Source organism: Streptomyces sp. LN549, from assembly GCF_043203805.1.
GTDB lineage: Bacteria > Actinomycetota > Actinomycetes > Streptomycetales > Streptomycetaceae > Streptomyces.
The window spans coordinates 4,757,033-4,774,277 of sequence record NZ_JAZHRI010000002.1; the positions used below are offsets into that span (position 1 = coordinate 4,757,033).

The following is a 17,245-nucleotide window of genomic DNA, read 5'->3' on the forward strand; positions in this document are numbered from 1 at the left end:
TCTTTAAATCCGGGTGACTTCGCCGTGACACGGCCCGTATCGGGCGGCGGCGCCAGTAGTCTCCCCGCAGGACTCCGTACCACCGAAGGCATCGATACATGGAAGCCGGGCTGTCCGCCGCCGATCAGTCGATCGAGGGCCCGCTCAAGGGTCACCACCACGAGACCTATGTGATCTCGCTGCCCGGACGCGCCGGACGCTACAAACTCCGCGAGCCCCGCAGGGGCCTGCTCTGGTTCGACCGGCGGTGTTTCGCCTCGGAGGAGGAACTGCTGCGGACGCTGGCCGGGCGGGTGTCGCGCATTCCCGAGATCGTCGAGGTCGAGCGCGGGATTCTGCTCCAGGGCTTCATCGAGGGCCGCACGCTGGGGCAGGGCGTGCTGCCGAGCAAGGCTCTGTCCGAGCGGCATCGCCGGCAGCTCGGTGGCCTTTTCGGAGAGTTGGTCTCGTTCGACGTGCGCGACGTCGCGGCGCAACGGGTGTGCGACGGTGCCGATCTGCCGCTGAACGGGGACTCCTGCGGATTCCTCAAACGGCTGCTCCGCTTCACCGAACACCGGGTGTACCGGGAGCACGGTGCCCCGTACCGCGCCCTGTTCGAGGACCTCGGGGTGCGGGACGGGGCGCTGGGCGGGCTGGCGCGGCAGGCCGAATCCCTGACGGAACGTGCCTTCGCGCTCGTCCACGGAGATCTGCACCGCCGCAACTTCATCGTCGACGCCACGGGCGACCTGTGGACCATCGACTGGGAACTCGCCATGATCGGCGATCCTCTCTACGACCTTGCCACGCACCTTCACCTGATGCGTTACTCCGAGAAAGAGGCCGAAAGGGTCGGCAGGGACTGGCGGCGGACGGTCGAGGAGCGGCGTCCCGAGTGCGTCAAGGGCTGGGACACGGATCTTGCGGTGCTGCTGGCATACAAACGGGCGCAATCGGTGTACACGGACGTGATCCGGGCCGCGCTGGCGCTGCGCGGGTCCGACGGCCGGCCGGACTGGCAGCGGTTGCCCCGGCTAGCCTGGCGGATCAAGGGAGCGCTCGGGGCCGCACGCGAGCCCCTGGGGTTGACGGCCGAGCCCGGCGTTCGCGAGGTGATCGCGGCGTATGTGCGGTGGTTCCGAGACCATCCGCCCACCGGCACCGTGCCCGCCCCCTGAACAGCACCCCGAGAGCCCGATCGCGGGCGCTCCATGCCGTCACCTGCCCTGATCGAGGAAGTTGTTACTGCGTGTAGAGCACGCATAACTAGGATGGCCGCCAAGGGAAGGCGGGTTCAGGTGACGCTGCAAGGGAACGGTTCGCCGGGCGGTACGGGCCTGCCGGCCAGCATCGAGGCGGCCTGGGGGCTGCGGGCGCGGCCGGTGAAGGGGCCCAAGCCCGGGCTGAGTCTGGAGCGCATCGTGGGTGCCGCGGTGGCGGTGGCGGCGTCCGAGGGGCTCGGCGGGGTGTCCATGGGGCGGGTCGCCAAGGATCTCGGGGTCTCCACGATGTCGCTCTACCGGTACGTGGCCGCCAAGGACGAGCTCTACGTGCTCATGCAGGAGGCGGCCCTGGGCCCGCCGCCCCCGCTGCCCGCCCTGGAGGAGAAGGCCGGCTGGCGGGAGGCATTGTCGCAGTGGGCCCGGGCGCAGCGCCGGGTCTTCCACGCCAACCTGTGGATGCTGCGCATCCCCGTCGCGGGACCGCCCTCGAGCCCGAACTCGGTCGCCTGGTGGGAGCAGGGCCTTCAGGCGCTCGCAGGCGCCGGTCTTGACGCGGGTGAGGAGATGTCCGTCATCCTTCTGGTCAGTGGTTTCGTGCGGAACGAGGCGCTGCTGATGGGCGATCTCCGCGCCGTGGTCGAGTCCCGCGGCGCGTCGGTGGAGGAGGTCGTGGAGGGGTACGCCCGTACGGTGAACCGGCTGGTGGACCCCGTGCGTCATCCCGCGCTCTCCCGGTTGATGGCGGCCCAGGGGATGCGGGTGCCGGACAGGCCCGACCATGAGTTCACGTTCGGTCTCGAACGGGTGCTGGATGGGGTCGGCGTACTGATCGGGTCCCGCGCGTAGAGGGCGGAGCAGAGCATTCCGGTACGGGTGCGTGCGGCGTCGGGCGTCCAGTTCGGCCGAGCCTCTGGGCGTACGCTTCATGGTCATGAGCGGAGAGAAGCCCGGCCCCCGTACGGCAGCCGATGCGACGGACGCGGCGACGGGCGGGGACGCGGCCGCGCCGGCCTCACCCCGTACGTCCATGAGTCTGCGGGAGCGGAAGAAGCAGCTGACGTATCAGGCGGTCTCCGACGCCGCGATCTCGTTGTTCCTGGAGCGCGGCTTCGACAAGGTCTCGGTGGCGGAGATCGCGGCCGCCGCGGACATCTCCAAGCCGACGCTGTTCCGCTACTTCCCCGCCAAGGAGGACCTGGCCCTCCACCGGTTCGCCGATCACGAGGACGAGTCCGCACGGGTGGTCGCCGGCCGCGCGGAGGGGGAGTCCCCGTTGGACGCGCTGAGGCGTCACTTCCTGGACGGGCTGGAGGCGCGCGACCCGGTCACGGGGCTGTGCGACGTGCCGCAGGTGCTGGCGTTCCACCGGCTGTTGTACGGGACGCCGTCCCTGGTGGCCCGGCTCTACGCGTACCAGGGCCGCTCCGAGGCCGCTCTCGCCCGCGCCCTGGGCGAGAGGGTGACGGACCGGCTGGCCGCGGGTCAGATCATCGCGGTCCTGCGCATCCTGGCCATGGAGAACTGGCAGCGGATCAGCGAGGGCCGGAGCGCGGACCAGGTCTACGGGGACGCGGTCGAGGCCGCCGAGCAGGGCTTCGTACAACTGCGGTCGGGGCTGGAGGGCTGATTCCCGCGCCCTATCGGCTGTCCTCGGCGTGCTGCACCGCCTCGGCTATCTCCCGGACCCGGTCGAGTGTGATGCCGGTGCGCTGCTCCACGGCCAGCGGGTGATCGGTGGGCTCCAGCTCGATGAGCGGGCGGCGGCCGATCGGGCGGGTGTGCGCGTTGGTCTTGAGGTTGGTCGTACGGGGGGAGTAGAGCCCCAACTCGGTGGTGAGCCAGCCGAAGTACGGCTTCTCGGACTCCCGGCCCGGGGTCTCCCACACATCGAGGGCGCGGGCGAAGTTCTCCCGGCTCAAGGACACCCAGACACCCCACGAGAACGGCTCCCGGCTGCCGATCACGGGTATCTCGATCAGGCCCTTGATGAAGTAGTGCTCGTGTCTGACGATGCACTGGTCCGTCGAGAGCATGCTGTCGGGGTCGCTCTCCAGGCTCGCGTCCCAGACGTCGGGTGCCATGGTCGAGTACCCCATGGGGAGTTCCGTGTGGTGTTCGCCGCAGCGGGAGCAGGTGTAGCCGGGGTCGGTAGCCATGGGCCGGATCCTAGAGCCTCCGCTTGTCGCGCACATGGCCCCGGTGGGGCCCCGCCGCCCGGGATCAGTCCGCGGCGGGGATGTCCAGCGCCGTTCCGTACAGCCGGGAGACCCGGATCCGGATCACCACGCGCCGGTCCGCGACCACCTGTGCCAGGAAGGCCGCCTCCTCGGCCGGGTCCTCGAAACCTGGTGTCAGGGACAGGAGTTCACGGCTGACCGCGTCACCGGGCACGGCAGCCGGAGGGGACACCTCCGCCTCGCCCTCGGCGACCGCGAACGAGAACACGTCGGGGCCGTTGACGTGCAGCGCGGCGTGCGGATCGGTGCGCAGCTGACGCGGCTTGAGGCGGTCGGCGGTGCTGGACACGCGCACCACGCGCTCCTTCGCGTCCCAGGAGTAGAGCACTGTCGTCAGGTGGGGGTGCCCGGTGCTCCGCACGCTTGCGAGGACTCCGAACTGCTGCTCGCCGAGCAGCCGGGACAGTTCCGCTTCGGTGAGCACGCGCGGGGCGGGGCCGGCGCCGGGGCCGGTGTCGCTGTCGGGGGCGGATTCCGGCTGCTGTTCGCTCTCGGCGGGGGTGGCGGGGGCGGCGGGGTGCGGCGTGGTGGTCATGGGATCTGTCCTTCGGCTGGTGAGGGAGGGGCGGAGCGGGTGATGGGCCGGGGCGCCGGTCAGGCGGAGTGCGCGACGGCGGCCGCGCGGTCCGGCCGCCTGAGCACCGCGAGTGCGACGAGGAAGGCGGTGGCGAGCAGTCCGGAACCGACGGCGAAGGCCAGGTGGTAGCCGCCGGTCAGCGCCTCGGCCCGGCTGCTGCCGTCGGCGAGCAGGGTGTCCGTACGGGAGGCCGCCAGCGTGGACAGGACGGCGACACCGATGGCCATGCCGATCTGCTGGGTGGTGTTGAACAGCCCGGAGGCGAGCCCGGCGTCCTCCTCGCCCGCCCCCGACATGCCGAGCGTGGTCAACGCCGGGAGGGCGAGGCCGAATCCGGCGGCGAGGAACATCACCGGGAGCAGATCGGTGGCGTAGTGCGCGTGGACGGGGAGCCGGGTGAGAAGGCCGAGCACCCCGATCAGCAGGACCAGGCCCAGGAGCAGGACGTTGCGGTCGCCGAACCGTGAGCTCAGCCGGGCTGAGACCCCGAGCGACACCGCGCCGATGACCGCGGCCGCGGGCAGCATGGCGAGCCCGGTAGAGGTGGCGCCGTAACCGAGGACCCGCTGCAGATACAGCGCGACCAGGATCTGGAACGAGAACAGCGCGGCCACCATGAGGATCTGGACCAGGTTGGCGCCCGCGACGCTGCGCGACCGGAGGATCCGCAGCGGCAGGAGCGGGGTGGCGGCCGTGGCCTGGCGGACGACGAACGCGGCGAGCAGGACCAGGGCGAGGGCGCCCAGGCCGATCGTGTGCGCCGACAGCCATCCGTACGACTCGACCTCCACGACGGAGTAGATGCCCAGCATCACGCCCCCGGTGACCAGGAATGCGCCGACGGCGTCCGCCCCGGCCGCCATGCCGGGTCCGCGGTCGGCGGGCAGCACGCGCACCGCGACGAGGAGCACCGCGAGGCCGATCGGCAGGTTGATGAAGAAGATCCAGTGCCAGCCGAGGGCGTCGGTGAGGACCCCGCCGAGTACCTGGCCGATCGAGGCCCCTGCCGCGCCGGTGAAGCTGAACACGGCGATGGCCCGGGCCCGTTCGCGGCTCTCGGTGAAGAGGGTGACGAGGATGCCCAGGCCGACCGCGGAGGCCATGGCACTGCCGGCGCCCTGGAGGAAGCGGGCGGTGATGAGGAGGGCGGGTGAGCCGGCCGCCCCCGCCAGTACGGAGGCGGCGGTGAAGACCGCGGTGCCGGCCAGGAACATCCGTTTGCGTCCGAGGAGGTCACCGAGCCGTCCGCAGAGCAGCAGCAGGCCGCCGAAGGCGATCAGGTAGGCGTTGACCACCCAGCTGAGGCCGGCGGGTGTGAACCCGAGGTCGTTCTGGATGGTGGGCATCGCCACCGTCACGATCGAGCCGTCGAGCACGGTCATCAGCAGGCCGGTGGCGATCACGCCGAGGGCGAGACGGCGCGAGCGGGTGGCGGGGGGTGCGGGGGTGGGTGCGGTGGGTGCGGTGGCAGACATCGGGCTCTCCTGTCGGTGGGTTCGACAAGAGAGAACGTAGCAGATGGTTTTGTTGCAGACTATTTCTTTCGGTTCTATTTTTCGGGGATCTCGCGGCCGGGTGGTGGGGTGTTGTGGCCCGGTGGTGGCTGCTGTGGCGTCTACTTCTGGCTCTGGCGCGCCCGGCGCACCGGGCGCGGGTTCTCGGCCGGGGTGGCCAGGTGCTCGCCGGCCAGCTGGTTCAGGGCGCGCAGGAGGGTCTCCCGGTCGGTCCGGGGCAGGCTGCTCAGCGCCGACTCGTGCACCCGGTCGACGATCTCCTGGCTCTGGGTGGCGAGCGCGGCGCCCTTCTCGGTGACGGCGATGATCCGGGCCCGCCGGTCCCGGCTGGACGGCCGGCGCTCGGCGAGGCCCGCGCTCTCCAGGGCGTCCACCGTCACCACCATCGTGGTCTTGTCCATGTCGCCGATCTCGGCGAGCTGGATCTGGGTGCGCTCCTCCTCCAGGGCGTGGACCAGCACGCAGTGCATGCGTGCGGTGAGCCCGATCTCGGCGAGTGCTGCCGACATCTGGGTCCGCAGGACGTGACTGGTGTGGTCCAGGAGGTACGAGAGGTCCGGTGCGGTGCGAGTGGGCGCCATGGCGGTCATGTCCACGAGCGTAACAATTCGATCTGTGGCGGATCGTCCGCAAGGAGACTGCTTTCTCTGCTCCTGCAGGCTCCGGCGCGGGTTCAGCGCCCGCGCCCCCACCACCGGCGCAGGCCGTGCAGCGGGCGCCGGGGTCCGCGCGTCCTCGTCCGCACACTCCCCGTCCCCGGCCGGCCGGCAGCCCGATCGCGCTCCGGCCGCCACGGATCGTCGGGGGAGGTCATCGGCACCTGCCGTTCCACCTGCGCCTGGATCTCGTAGTACGAGTCATGGGCCGTCACCCGGAACGCCTCGTCGTACGAAGCCATCGCGGCACGCATCGCGGAACCGGCGACGCCGCGCCTGCGGACCCGCGCGGCCAGCCAGGCGAAGGAGCCCATGACCGCTGCGAGGGCGCCGGCGAACACCAGGAACGGCAACAGCTCATCCATGCAGCCGAGGGTACGGCCGACAGCTTCGGGGCGGCGCGAAATCCAGTGGCGGGCCGTTGTGCGGCCCGCCTAGTTTGGACGCCCGTGACCCATGATCCGAAAGCGCTCGTCCACGGGTATGCCCATGCCGTCCGCGGCATCGCTGATACCCCATCTGCCCTCTGCGGCAACGCAGATGACGAGGCAGCGCCGGGTGGGCGGCGATGACCGGCCAGGCGCCGGCGCGGCCGGCGGCCGCCGAGGAGCGACTGTTCTCGCGGAAGTACGCCGCCGCCACGATCAGCTTCGCCGCGGTGATGTTCCTGACCGGGTTCGCCGCGCTCGCCGTCGTCCCCATGCTGCCGGTGGCCGCCCGCGACCTGGACGGGGTGCCGCTCTACCCGCTCGTGGCGGGCTGCTTCGTCGCCGCCAGTCTGTTCGGCGGGGTGCTGGGCGGTGACTGGGCGGACCGTGCCGGGGCGGGCCGCCCGCTGGCGGCGGGTGTGGTGCTGGCGGTGGTCACCCTGGTGGTGTCGGCCACCAGCACCTCCATCTGGCAGCTGGCGGTCGGGCGCTTCCTGGACGGGGTGGCGGCCGGGATGATCGCGGTGGCCATCAACACCGCCATCGCCCATGCCTACCCGGACCGACTGCGGGCGAAGGCCCTGGCGTTGATGAGCACCTGCTGGATCATCCCGTCACTGACCGGACCGCCGCTGGCGGGCCTCGTGGCCGACTGGTGGTCCTGGCGCGTCGTGTTCTACGGCCTGGCCGCCCTGACCGTGATCCCGTCGCTGGTCGTGGTCGTCATGCTGCGCAGCCCCTCCTGGCGGGCGCCCTCGAAGCCGGAGTCCGATGCGGTGGAGGACCGGACACCGCGGCCCACGCTGCTGGTCGCGGCGGCCGTGAGCGTGGGTGCGGCGCTGGGGCAGTACGCCGTCTCGGGCTGGGACGTACGCCATCTGCTGTGCGGTGCGGCGGGGCTCGCCCTGCTGGTGGTGTTCGTGCCGAGGCTGCTGCCGCCGGGCACCTGGCGGGCCGCGCGCGGACTGCCCGCCGCCGTGCTGCTGCGCGGTCTGACGTCGGGGGCGTACTTCACCCTGGAGGCCTTCGTGCCCCTGCTGCTGACCACCGCCCGGCGGGTGCCGCCCGTACAGACCGGACTGGCCTTCACCGGGGCCGCCATCGCCTGGGCGGGTTCCTCCTGGCTGCAGGGCCGTCTCCAGGGGCGCGTCTCCCGCCACGGGCTGGTCACCGCCGGTGCCCTGGTGATGGGGGCGGCGGTGGCGGTCGCCGCGGTGGGGACGTTGCCCGCGCTGCCCGCCCTGACCGCCGCCGGGGCCATGGTCCTCGCAGCCGTCGGCATGGGCATGGTCGCCCCTTCGCTCACCCTGCTCTCGCTCACGCACAGCCCGCAGGGCCGGCAGGGGTACGCCAGCAGTGCGATGCAGACCAGTCAGAACCTGGGCCAGATGGCGGTGATGGGCGTGGCCTCCGCCGTGTTCAACCTCTTCCTGGGCTTCGGCTCCGCCGACCTTCCGGGGTACGCCGCCGCCTTCGGCCTGCTCCTCGTGCCCAGCGTCCTGGCGGCGAGCCTCGCCGTCCGCGCCCGCAGCGCCTGAGCCTCAGGCGGTCCCACCCTTCAGCCGGTCGCGCTGGATCCGGTGGGCCAGGGCGCGGCGCACGGAGGCCGTCCCGGTCGGCGAGGCATCCGGCCGGGACGGCACGTCGAGGCCGCGGCTGACCTCGTCGTACGCCCTCCGGTGGCCGTCGGGCAGTTCTGCGGCATGCAGCCGCAGGTCCTCCTCGACGAGCCGGCGCAGTTCGTCGACGTTCTCGGGAGTGAAGCGCTTCTTACCCCGGGCGAGCGCGCCGACGCAGCGGGTGCAGCGGGCGGTTTCGGCGTACGTCTCGGAGAGGTCCTCGGCGAGGCCCCACAGACGCCCTTCGAGCCACGGCGCGTCGTGCTGGCCGAGGGAGAGGTCCATCGGGGGTGCGGGATCGGCGTCCCGGTACTTCGTCACCTGCTTGGACACGGCCGGCTGACTCATCTCGGTGAGCCGGGCGATGCGGTCCTGGGTCCAGCCGAAGCCGATGAACACCTTGACCATCTCGGCACGGAGCCGGCGCATCTCCTCGCCGGCCCGGATGACGTCGTTCATCCCGGCGAGCATCCGCTCGGCCTGCTCCTCGGGTCGACGACGCGGACCGGTTCGCGGAGGCCGTGGCGGCGTTCCTGGTGTGAGCGCCGGGCTGGGGCGCCCCCGGGGCGGGAGGTTCTGACCGTCAGCCCTTCGGTGGCTGATCCGTCGACTGTTCCGCCGCGAGGCCGGCCACCATGCGGGCGAAGGCCCGGGACGCACGCTCGTCGAGCTCCTCCAGCGGGATCCCGGTGTCGCGGGCGTACGTCTCGCGGAAGATGACGTACCCCATCTGTGCGGCGGCCGTCATCACATGGGCGGCCACCGCGTCCGCGTCCGCGGGAAGCGCCCCCCGCTCCTGGTCCCGTTCCAGGCTCTGCCGGGTCTGTGTGAACCTCGGCAGCGGGCTGAAGCCGACGTCGCCGTCCAGCGCCAACAGCGCCTCCAGTTTCACGAGTTCGGGTTCCTCCAGCCGATGGCGGAACATCGCCTGCCGCCGTTCGGCGAAGGGTAGTTCCCAGTGGTCGTCCCGGTCGGCGGTCTGGCGCTCCACGAGGTCGGCGACGGAGGCGCGGAGCAGGGCCTGGCGGGTGCCGAAGTACTGGTAGATCTGCCCGTGGTTGACCCCCGCCTCCGTGGCGATCTCCCGCAGATTGACTCCGGCGAGCACCCCGTCCCGCTGCATCAGCCGACGGGCGGCGGCCAGCAGGTCCGCCTCGGTCTCCTCGCGGGTGCGCCTGCGGCGTCGTGGTCTGCCCGCACCTGTGCCCGCCACGCCGCTGTCCCCGTCCGTCACGCTGCCGTCCCCGTCTGTCATGCCGTGTTCCCGCCCGTCCCGCACTTCGTCTTCTTTTGCGTCGCATCCCTTGCCGCGCTCGAGTGGCCAGCTTATGGTCCCACTAACAACGCTTCGTTAATAACGGAACGTGAATTAGATGTGCCGGTGCATCAATACGCCGGTGCGTCGGCGCATCAGTGGATCATTGCGAAGGGGTACCCATGGCCACACTCCCTCTGGCGGGCATACGCGTCCTCGACCTCTCCACGGTTCTCGCCGCGCCGGTCACGGCCACTTTCCTCGGCGACTTCGGTGCGGAGGTGGTCAAGATCGAGGAACCGGCCCGCGGCGACTTCACCCGCGGTACGGCCACCGGCGGCCGCTCTCCGTACTGGGCCCAGGAGGCTCGGAACAAGAAGTCCGTGACGCTGGACCTGCGCACGGAGCGCGGCCGGAACCTGGTGCGGGACCTCATCCCGCACTTCGACGTCGTGATCACCAACTTCCGCCCGCCCACCCTGCGCGCCTGGGGCCTGGACCCCGACACCCTGAGCGCGCTCGCCCCGGACGCGGTGCTCGTGTACGTGACGGGGTATGGGCTGACCGGCCCCTACAGTGACCGCGGTTCCTTCGACCGGATCGCGAGCGCCTTCGCCGGCCTGACCCATGTCACCGGGGACCCGGACCGGCCGCCCGTGCGCAGCGGCTACTCCACGATCGACTACATGGCCGCCTACCTCGGCGCCTTCTCCGTCGTCACCGCGCTCTACCACCGCGATACCCGGGGCGGCGGCGGCCAGGTCATCGACCTCGCGCTGTACGAGGCCGGTTTCCGCTCCTCGGAGGACGCGCTGACCTCGTACGCGACCACGGGCCGGATCCGCGAGCGGCTGGGCAACCGCAACCCGCAGATCGTTCCGGCCAGTGACTTCACCACCTCCGACGGGCGCCGGGTCTCGCTCCACGCCGGAACCGACCCGCTCTTCCGGCGGCTCGCGGCGCTCATGGGCACCCCGGAGCTGGCGGAGGAGCTCCGATACGCCACCCGGGCGGCCCGTGCCGAGCATGCCGAAGGCTTGTACGCGGCGATCGCCGACTGGGTCGCCACGCACACCGCGGACGACGTCACGAAGCTGCTCAGCGACGCCGACATCCCCGCCTCCCCGCTGATGAGCATCGCGGACATCGCCGTCGATCCGCACTACCGCGAGCGGGGCACGCTCGTCACCGTCGACGACCCGGAATTCGGCGAACTGCCCATGGTGGCACCGCTTCCCCGGATGTCGCGGACCCCAGGATCGATCCGCACGACGGGCCCGGCGCTCGGCGCGCACAACGCCGAGATCTACCAGGGGCTCCTCGGGCTCGACGCCGAGGACTACGCGGCGCTCGACGCCGACGGCGTGATCTGAACCCGGTCCCGCTGCACAGGAGCCCGTAGCCGTACCCGAAGTCGCAGCCGGCCCGGTCTGCACCCGTCTTTCACCCCGTACCCGTCCCCCCTGCCCGGGAGGTCACGCACCTCATGTCAGCCACCGCCGAAGCCGCAGCGTTCGGGAACCGGCTCGACCGGCTCCCGCTCAGTTCGTTCCATCGCAGACTCGTCCTCGCCCTGGCCGGGATGATCCTCTTCGAATGGGTGGAGACGTACGCCTTCGCTTTCGTTGCCCCCGCCCTGCGCGAGCAGTGGGACCTGTCGCTGTCGGCCCTCGCCGTCGTGGCGGGCGTCGGCCAGCTCGGCGCCTTCGCCGGAGGAATCCTCGGCGGCTACTTCGCCGACCGCATCGGCCGCCGCCGCACCATGCTCGTCTGCGTCAGCGTCTACTGCGTGGCCACCGCGTTCTGCATCGTCGTGCAGACGCCGGGCCAGCTGGCCGTGGCCCGTACCGTCGCGTACTTCGGGTCGCAGGGGATGGCGGTCGTCGCCATCGTCTCCCTCACCGAATTCGTCCCGGCCGCCGCCCGGGGCCGCCTCCAGACCTACAAGGTCGCGGTGGGCTCCCTCGGCATCCCGATCGCCGCGTGGGCGGGCTACTTCCTCGTACCCCAATGGACGTGGGGCTGGCGGCTCGTCCTCGGTCTCGGCCTGGTCGGTGTCGTCTTCGCCTGGATGATCCGCCGCTGGGTCCCCGAAAGCCCCCGCTGGCTCGCTTCGCGCGGCGAACTGGCCCGGGCCGAGGAGGTCGTACGGGAGATCGAGCGGCAGTGCGGGGTCCAGCCGCCCGCGGCGGCGGTACGCCCCGTGCCGGCCGCCCCTGCTGCTGTGCCGGACCGTCCCGGACTGTCCGACCTGATGAAGGGCGCGAACCGGCGCCGGTTCCTTGTCGTGTCGACGATGTGGGTGACGGGGCTGCTCGCGTACTCCGCCTACAACACGTGGACGCCCACGCTCCTTTCGGAGAACGGGCTCGATCTCTCGGACACCCTGCTGCTCTCCGCCGTACTCGCCACGGCCGCACCCGTGGGCGCACTCGTCGCCGTGCCGGTCATCGACCGGTGGGACCGGCGCCGGACACAGCTCGTCCTCGGCGCTCTGTCTGCCGTCACACTGCTCCTCTTCGGCCTGGTCCGGGACCCGGCCGCCGTGCTGGTACTGGGCTGCCTGGTCAGCCTGCTCTTCCAGATGGCCGTGCCGTTCCTCCAGGTGTACTCGGCCGAGATCTTCCCCACCCGCATCCGCGCTCTCGGCTCCGGTACCGCCAACGCCCTGTCCCGGATCTTCAACTTCGCCGCCCCGATGCTCGTCGCCGCGATCTACGGCGGGCTGGGGTACACCGCAGTCTTCGTCTTCCTCGCAGTCCTGAGCATCGCCGGAGGCTGCGTCGCCGTCCTCTTCGGCCCGCGTACCACCGGCGTGAGCCTGGATGCCGCCGAACACCCCGACCATCCCGACCGATTCCGTACCGCAGAGGAGCCCGCGCTCTCATGACCGATCTTTCCTTCGCCTCCGCGACCGAACTGACCGCGCTCGTACGACGCCGCGCACTGTCACCCGAAGAGCTCATGCGCCACACGCTCGACCGGATCGAGACGGCTGACCGCACTCTCAACTCCGTCGTGGCGCTCGACCCCGAGCGGGCGCTCGCCGAGGCCGCCGCCGTCACCGCGCGGATCGCCCGGGGCGAGGACCCCGGCCCGCTTGCTGGACTCCCGGTCCTCGTCAAGGACAACGAGGACGTCACTGGCTTCCGCACGACCCACGGCAGCAGCGCCTACCGCGACAAGCCGCCGGCCACCTCCGACGGCATCCACGTCGCCCGGCTGCGCGCCGCCGGTGCCCTGGTGATCGGGAAGACCAATCTGCCGCCGCTCGGCGCTGCCGTGCACACCGCGAACGACGTCTTCGGCATCACGCGCAACCCGTGGAACCCGGAGCGGACCCCGGGTGGCTCCAGCGGCGGTGCGGCTGCCGCCGTGGCCGCCGGACTGGTCGCGCTCGGCACCGGGGGAGACGGCGGCGGCTCCACCCGCATCCCCGCCGCACTCTGCGGGATCGTCGGCCTCAAGCCGAGCCGGGGCCGTATACCGCAGGACAAGCGGTGCTGGACGCAGCACGGGTGCCTCAGCGGCATGGCCAGGACCGTCCGGGACACCGCACTCCACCTCGACGTCGCCGCGGGCCATCACCCCGCCGACCCCGACGCGCTGTCGGCACCGGTTATCTCGTACGTGGAGAGCCTCGGCCGGCCGCTGTCCCCGCTGCGCATCGGGGTGCTGCGCACGCTCGGCGTGGCCGCACCCCGGCCCGAGATGCTGAGCGCCGTCGAGCGGACGGCGGAGCTGCTTCGGGCACAGGGCCACGACGTACGCGACGAGGAGGCCGTGCTGCCCGGGGCTGCGGACTTCCCGGCGCCGTTCCTGCTGCGCCAGAAGATCCTCGCGTACCGCCGGCTGATCTCCGTCCTGGACGACTTCACCGCCCGGCCAGGCGATTTCGAGCCGTGGTTCGCCGGCCTCCTGGACGATGCCGGCACCGTCACCCCGGCCGACATGGCCGCCTACTGGAGGCACCGTTCACGACTCGACCACTGGACGGCCGAACTCTTCGGCCGGTACGACCTGTTGCTCCTGCCGACCGTGCCGACGACGGCCTGGCCGGCAACGGGGCCGGACATCGAGACGATGGCACGTGAGCGCACTGTCCCGATCTCGTACACCTCGGTCTTCAACGACACCGGCCACCCGGCCGTCACCGTCCCGGCAGGCCTGGCCCTGGACGGGCTCCCGTGTGCGGTCCAGCTTGTCGCTCCACCCCGCCGCGACGAACTCGCCCTGACCGCAGCCCTGTTCGTGGAAAGCGCCTACGGGCCGCTGCACCCGCCGGAGTTCACCGCGGCGTCGGCGCGCTCCTCTGGGGCAGGTGCGGCCTGACCCCGGCCGCCTGGTCTCACAGAAGCAGCCGGCCCACCTCGGGACCGACCCGGGGACGGGCCGGCGGCGCCCAGGCCCGGATCCGGCCGGTCAGGTACTGCCGGTGCCCCGGTCGGACGGGCACCTCGTCCAGTACGTGGGCGGGCACCGCCCCGTACACCTCGCTCACCGCCGACGCCAGGGCGTCGAGCTGCCGGTCATCGAGCCGCTGCCCCCGGAGCGGCCCGCCCGGCAGCCGCGACATCACCACGGTCGACTCGTCGGCCGCGAGATCCGCGTGCCGGGGCGTGGGGGCGAGTCCGGGCGCATGGACATCGAGGAGCGTGAGCGCCCGCCATTCGCGCTCGCTCTGCTCGCGGAAGCCGGTACGGAACCTCTTGGTCACCGTGTCGGGTCCGAGGTCGAGGCCGTGCGTGCTCCAGGAATCGGCAGTCATGGGAGGCGATCCTGCCAGGCGGCAACGTGGGGCGAGGTCAGGCCGGAAGCTCGACCGTCACGTACGGGGCCAGCGAGCGGAGGAAGTCCGCCGCGTCGAACATCGCCCCGGCCGAGGCCACGCCCGTGGTCCGCGTGCGGCCGGTCAGGATGCGCTCGACGGCCTCCACCGCCAGGGGGGCGGTGACCGCGTAGATGTCCTGGCCGCGCGCCGTGGCGCGGCGCTCGACGCCGTCCGCTCGGACCAGGACGTCGACGACGAACGTCTGGTCCGAGCGCCCCAGCGCGTCGACCGCCTCAGGTGCCGGAGTGTCCTGCCCGGCCAGGTCGCCCGCCGCCTCGACGGACATGTGGGTGCGGACCTCGGGAACCTTCACGTGGCTGGGGACGGTGACGACATCGGCCATGGTGAACTCCGCGATCACCGCGCGCCGCCCCAGCGGTTCGGGGAAGAGCCACTCCTCCTGCGACACCTCGTCGTCGTGGTAGCGCAGCGCGCCGTCCGCGAACCGCACCCGGCGGCCCCCGCGGCGGTCGTGGGACACCTGCCCCGCCTCCCGGGTGCCCGCCGTCGGACGCCAACTGCTCAGTCCGTACGCCACGTCCACCGAGTCCGCGGCCGTCCACTCGCCCATCGCCGCGGTGACCAGCAGGTCGCCGAGACCGCCGTAGAAGGCCATCGCCGGCACCACCGGGGTGCCCGACCTCAGGGCCGCCTCCGTGTGGTCGGCGAACATCGCGACGTTCGCCTCGATCTCCGCCGCGACGTCGACGTACCCGATCCCCGCCCGCAGGGCCGCCTCGACGACCGGGCCGCCGGTCACCGCGAAGGGGCCGGCGCAGTTGATGACGGCCGCCGCACCGGCGAGTGCCCGGTCCAGCGCGCCCGCGTCGTCCACGCCGGCCGGCCGCACCTCCACATCGCCCCACTCGGCCGCCAGCGCCTCCAGGCGGGCCGCGTTCCGGCCGGAGACGACCGGGGTGAAGCCGCGCCGCCGCAGCTCGGCGACGATGAATCGACCGGTGTGCCCGGTGGCCCCGTAGACCACTACCGCAGCCGCTGTACTCATGGTTCCCCGCTCTCGACCTGGTGATTCGCTGTGTTCTCGGTGTCTTGAGGTGTCCAGTCTCGTTGCGTGCGGTACGCGATCGTGAGGGTCCGGACCGACAGCATGCGTACACTTTCGGACATGCCAACTGTCGCTCTGCTGGCCGCCGGTGACCTGCTGCACTTCGAACTGGCGGTGGCGTACGAGATCTTCGGCAACCCGCCGCGCGAGGCGACGGAGGGCTGGTACGACGTACTGCTCTGCGGGCCGGGTCCGGTGCAGGTCGGCCCGTTCAAGGTCGAGCCGGATCAGGGGCTGGACAGGGTGGCGGCCGCCGACACCGTGATCGTGCCGGCGTGCGTCGACGTCGACGTACCACCGCCGGCGGAGCTGGTCGATGCGGTGCGTGCGGCGCACGAGGCGGGTGCGCGGGTCGCCTCGCTGTGCACCGGGGCGTTCGTGCTCGGTGCCGCGGGCCTGCTGGACGGCCGGCGGGCCACCACCCACTGGGCCCACGCCGCCGAGCTGAGCGCCCGCCATCCGCTGGCCGAGGTCGACCCGGACGTCCTGTACACCGACAACGGCAGCGTGCTCACGTCCGCGGGCAAGGCCGCCGCCGTGGACCTCTGCCTGCACCTGATCCACCTCGACCACGGTGCGGCCGTCGCCAACTCGGTGGCCCGCCGCCTCGTCATGCAGCCCCACCGGCCGGGCGGCCAGGCGCAGTTCGTGTCCACGCCGGTGCAGGCCTCGGGCGACCACGCGCTCGCCCAGCTGCTCGCCTGGGTCCAGCAGCGACTGGACCAGCCGCTGTCCGTGACCGACATGGCGCGGAAGGCGAACACGAGCCCGCGTCACCTCGGACGGCAGTTCCGGTCGGTGATCGGGCAGACGCCGATCCAGTGGCTCCTGATCCAGCGCGTACGCCGCGCCCAGGAGCTGCTGGAGGCCACGGACGAGAGCATCGAGGCGGTCGCCCGGGCCACCGGCATGGGGACCGCCACGACGTTGCGGCGCCAGTTCAAGAAGATCGTCGGCGTCCCGCCCGACAGCTACCGGCGCGCGTTCCGCGGCGCGCGGCCCGCCTGACCGGTCCGGGCTCCGGTCAAGCCGACGACGCTGTCCGGCCCGAGCGGATCACGCTCTCGATCTGGCCGAGTTGGGCGCCGAGGAGCTCCTCGAAGGCGGCGCGGCGGTCCGCCCCGAGGGGGCGCACGTCGCGGGCGAAGTGGGCCAGTGCCGGGAAGCGTTCGGGATCGGCGCCCAGGACGGCCACGCGGAACAGTTCCATGCCCTGTTCATGCTCTTCCGGGCCGACCGTGCTGCCCCCGGCCTCGGAAGCGATCAGTGCCGCGATGAGGACCGCGATCCGGTGGTAGCGCACGGGGATCTCCTCGTCGGGCAGCCCCGACGCGCGGAGCGCCTGCAGCACCTCCTCCATGACCATGCGGGAACCGGTGCCGCTCGACGCGTAACGCCCCCAGACCGCAGCGAGTTGCGGCTGGCGGCCGAAGGCCTCCCGCAGGCGCAGGGCCAGGGCCGTGATGCGCTGCTTCCAGTCGCCCTCGGCGCGGTAGCCGTCCATCGCGGCCAGGAGGATCCGGTCGGCGACCGCGCGCAGCAGTTCGGTCTTGCTGCGGAAGTGCCGGTAGAGGCTGGAGGAATCGGTCCCGAGGGCCGCGGCCAGCTTGCGCACGCTGAACGAATCCGCGTCGCTCGTGCGCAGCAGCTCCGCCGCCGCGTCCAGGATCTCGTCGGTCGACCAACGCCTTCGGCCTGCCATTTCGCTCCTCTCGTCCCTCTTCCCGGATCTCAGCCTAACGCATGCACTTGGTGTTGCACGCACCGCGTGCATAATGAGGACATGGGTGTGCCGGACGGCCTCGGAGAGGCGGACCGGCATGCCGCTCGTGCCCTGTTGTCCCGGGTCGGCGTCCG

The 17,245-nt window shown here is 71.8% G+C and carries 18 protein-coding genes; 8 read left to right on the plus strand and 10 right to left on the minus strand.

What is annotated here, in order from left to right; all coding sequences use genetic code 11:
* Positions 1–98 precede the first annotated feature (98 nt).
* From SH922_RS21475 to SH922_RS21485, 3 genes are all read left to right on the plus strand, one after another.
* Positions 99–1,160: a phosphotransferase gene (locus tag SH922_RS21475; RefSeq protein ID WP_393059512.1), complete on the plus strand. Its 1,062-nt coding sequence runs from the start codon at positions 99–101 to the stop codon at positions 1,158–1,160.
* Positions 1,161–1,286: 126 nt separating this feature from the next.
* Positions 1,287–2,051: a TetR/AcrR family transcriptional regulator gene (locus SH922_RS21480; protein ID WP_393063648.1), complete on the plus strand. Its 765-nt coding sequence runs from the start codon at positions 1,287–1,289 to the stop codon at positions 2,049–2,051.
* A 79-nt stretch (positions 2,052–2,130) separates the two neighbouring features.
* Positions 2,131–2,832 carry a TetR family transcriptional regulator gene (locus tag SH922_RS21485; RefSeq protein ID WP_393059513.1) on the plus strand — a complete coding sequence of 234 codons (702 nt, stop codon included), beginning with the start codon at positions 2,131–2,133 and terminating at the stop codon, positions 2,830–2,832.
* Between the two features lie 10 nt (positions 2,833–2,842).
* Here the strand turns inward: SH922_RS21485 and SH922_RS21490 are convergent, their stop codons facing one another.
* From SH922_RS21490 to SH922_RS21510, 5 genes are all read right to left on the minus strand, one after another.
* The gene (locus SH922_RS21490; protein ID WP_393059514.1) at positions 2,843–3,361 is read right to left on the minus strand and encodes a DUF2199 domain-containing protein; all 519 of its coding nucleotides are present in this window, start codon (positions 3,359–3,361) and stop codon (positions 2,843–2,845) included.
* A 64-nt stretch (positions 3,362–3,425) separates the two neighbouring features.
* Positions 3,426–3,977, minus strand: a complete 552-nt coding sequence (locus SH922_RS21495; RefSeq protein WP_393059515.1) for a pyridoxamine 5'-phosphate oxidase family protein — start codon at positions 3,975–3,977, stop codon at positions 3,426–3,428.
* A 59-nt stretch (positions 3,978–4,036) separates the two neighbouring features.
* Positions 4,037–5,494, minus strand: a complete 1,458-nt coding sequence (locus SH922_RS21500; RefSeq protein ID WP_393059516.1) for a DHA2 family efflux MFS transporter permease subunit — start codon at positions 5,492–5,494, stop codon at positions 4,037–4,039.
* A gap of 140 nt (positions 5,495–5,634) precedes the next feature.
* Positions 5,635–6,123 (minus strand): MarR family winged helix-turn-helix transcriptional regulator, encoded by a 489-nt coding sequence (locus SH922_RS21505; protein ID WP_393059517.1) that lies wholly within the window; start codon positions 6,121–6,123, stop codon positions 5,635–5,637.
* Between the two features lie 83 nt (positions 6,124–6,206).
* Positions 6,207–6,554 (minus strand): hypothetical protein, encoded by a 348-nt coding sequence (locus SH922_RS21510; protein ID WP_393059518.1) that lies wholly within the window; start codon positions 6,552–6,554, stop codon positions 6,207–6,209.
* A 203-nt stretch (positions 6,555–6,757) separates the two neighbouring features.
* On the opposite strand from SH922_RS21510, the gene SH922_RS21515 reads away from it, so the two are divergent.
* Positions 6,758–8,155: an MFS transporter gene (locus SH922_RS21515; RefSeq protein ID WP_393059519.1), complete on the plus strand. Its 1,398-nt coding sequence runs from the start codon at positions 6,758–6,760 to the stop codon at positions 8,153–8,155.
* Between the two features lie 3 nt (positions 8,156–8,158).
* Here the strand turns inward: SH922_RS21515 and SH922_RS21520 are convergent, their stop codons facing one another.
* Together SH922_RS21520 and SH922_RS21525 are read right to left on the minus strand one after the other, a co-directional pair.
* Positions 8,159–8,695 carry a sigma-70 family RNA polymerase sigma factor gene (locus tag SH922_RS21520; RefSeq protein WP_393059520.1) on the minus strand — a complete coding sequence of 179 codons (537 nt, stop codon included), beginning with the start codon at positions 8,693–8,695 and terminating at the stop codon, positions 8,159–8,161.
* A gap of 124 nt (positions 8,696–8,819) precedes the next feature.
* A complete protein-coding gene (locus SH922_RS21525; RefSeq protein ID WP_393059521.1) occupies positions 8,820–9,491 on the minus strand; it encodes a helix-turn-helix domain-containing protein in 672 nt (223 codons plus the stop codon).
* Between the two features lie 182 nt (positions 9,492–9,673).
* On the opposite strand from SH922_RS21525, the gene SH922_RS21530 reads away from it, so the two are divergent.
* From SH922_RS21530 to SH922_RS21540, 3 genes are all read left to right on the plus strand, one after another.
* A complete protein-coding gene (locus tag SH922_RS21530; protein ID WP_393059522.1) occupies positions 9,674–10,864 on the plus strand; it encodes a CaiB/BaiF CoA transferase family protein in 1,191 nt (396 codons plus the stop codon).
* 113 nt (positions 10,865–10,977) lie between these two features.
* Positions 10,978–12,381, plus strand: a complete 1,404-nt coding sequence (locus SH922_RS21535; protein WP_393059523.1) for an MFS transporter — start codon at positions 10,978–10,980, stop codon at positions 12,379–12,381.
* Positions 12,378–13,823 carry an amidase gene (locus SH922_RS21540; protein WP_393059524.1) on the plus strand — a complete coding sequence of 482 codons (1,446 nt, stop codon included), beginning with the start codon at positions 12,378–12,380 and terminating at the stop codon, positions 13,821–13,823. Before SH922_RS21535 ends, SH922_RS21540 begins: the two co-directional genes overlap by 4 nt.
* A 16-nt stretch (positions 13,824–13,839) precedes the next feature.
* Here SH922_RS21540 and SH922_RS21545 read toward each other — a convergent pair whose 3' ends face one another.
* Both SH922_RS21545 and SH922_RS21550 read right to left on the minus strand, forming a co-directional pair.
* On the minus strand, positions 13,840–14,259 hold the full coding sequence (locus SH922_RS21545) for a hypothetical protein (protein WP_393059525.1): 420 nt from the start codon (positions 14,257–14,259) through the stop codon (positions 13,840–13,842).
* A 37-nt stretch (positions 14,260–14,296) separates the two neighbouring features.
* A complete protein-coding gene (locus SH922_RS21550) occupies positions 14,297–15,328 on the minus strand; it encodes a saccharopine dehydrogenase family protein (protein ID WP_393059526.1) in 1,032 nt (343 codons plus the stop codon).
* Between the two features lie 120 nt (positions 15,329–15,448).
* Here SH922_RS21550 and SH922_RS21555 point away from each other — a divergent pair, with 120 nt between their 5' ends.
* The gene (locus SH922_RS21555) at positions 15,449–16,396 is read left to right on the plus strand and encodes a GlxA family transcriptional regulator (protein ID WP_393059527.1); all 948 of its coding nucleotides are present in this window, start codon (positions 15,449–15,451) and stop codon (positions 16,394–16,396) included.
* Between the two features lie 16 nt (positions 16,397–16,412).
* Here SH922_RS21555 and SH922_RS21560 read toward each other — a convergent pair whose 3' ends face one another.
* On the minus strand, positions 16,413–17,090 hold the full coding sequence (locus tag SH922_RS21560; RefSeq protein ID WP_393059528.1) for a TetR/AcrR family transcriptional regulator: 678 nt from the start codon (positions 17,088–17,090) through the stop codon (positions 16,413–16,415).
* Between the last annotated feature and the right edge of the window lie 155 nt (positions 17,091–17,245).

Coding starts and splice junctions, on each gene's coding strand:
- SH922_RS21510 (WP_393059518.1), bottom strand. CDS start 6,554: ATGGATGAGCTGTTGCCGTTCCTGGTGTTCGCCGGCGCCCTCGCAGCG.
- SH922_RS21525 (WP_393059521.1), bottom strand. CDS start 9,491: ATGACAGACGGGGACGGCAGCGTGACGGACGGGGACAGCGGCGTGGCG.
- SH922_RS21520 (WP_393059520.1), bottom strand. CDS start 8,695: ATGAACGACGTCATCCGGGCCGGCGAGGAGATGCGCCGGCTCCGTGCC.
- SH922_RS21560 (WP_393059528.1), bottom strand. CDS start 17,090: ATGGCAGGCCGAAGGCGTTGGTCGACCGACGAGATCCTGGACGCGGCG.
- SH922_RS21495 (WP_393059515.1), bottom strand. CDS start 3,977: ATGACCACCACGCCGCACCCCGCCGCCCCCGCCACCCCCGCCGAGAGC.
- SH922_RS21515 (WP_393059519.1), top strand. CDS start 6,758: ATGACCGGCCAGGCGCCGGCGCGGCCGGCGGCCGCCGAGGAGCGACTG.
- SH922_RS21530 (WP_393059522.1), top strand. CDS start 9,674: ATGGCCACACTCCCTCTGGCGGGCATACGCGTCCTCGACCTCTCCACG.
- SH922_RS21535 (WP_393059523.1), top strand. CDS start 10,978: ATGTCAGCCACCGCCGAAGCCGCAGCGTTCGGGAACCGGCTCGACCGG.
- SH922_RS21545 (WP_393059525.1), bottom strand. CDS start 14,259: ATGACTGCCGATTCCTGGAGCACGCACGGCCTCGACCTCGGACCCGAC.
- SH922_RS21500 (WP_393059516.1), bottom strand. CDS start 5,494: ATGTCTGCCACCGCACCCACCGCACCCACCCCCGCACCCCCCGCCACC.
- SH922_RS21540 (WP_393059524.1), top strand. CDS start 12,378: ATGACCGATCTTTCCTTCGCCTCCGCGACCGAACTGACCGCGCTCGTA.
- SH922_RS21555 (WP_393059527.1), top strand. CDS start 15,449: ATGCCAACTGTCGCTCTGCTGGCCGCCGGTGACCTGCTGCACTTCGAA.
- SH922_RS21490 (WP_393059514.1), bottom strand. CDS start 3,361: ATGGCTACCGACCCCGGCTACACCTGCTCCCGCTGCGGCGAACACCAC.
- SH922_RS21485 (WP_393059513.1), top strand. CDS start 2,131: ATGGTCATGAGCGGAGAGAAGCCCGGCCCCCGTACGGCAGCCGATGCG.
- SH922_RS21550 (WP_393059526.1), bottom strand. CDS start 15,328: ATGAGTACAGCGGCTGCGGTAGTGGTCTACGGGGCCACCGGGCACACC.
- SH922_RS21505 (WP_393059517.1), bottom strand. CDS start 6,123: ATGACCGCCATGGCGCCCACTCGCACCGCACCGGACCTCTCGTACCTC.
- SH922_RS21475 (WP_393059512.1), top strand. CDS start 99: ATGGAAGCCGGGCTGTCCGCCGCCGATCAGTCGATCGAGGGCCCGCTC.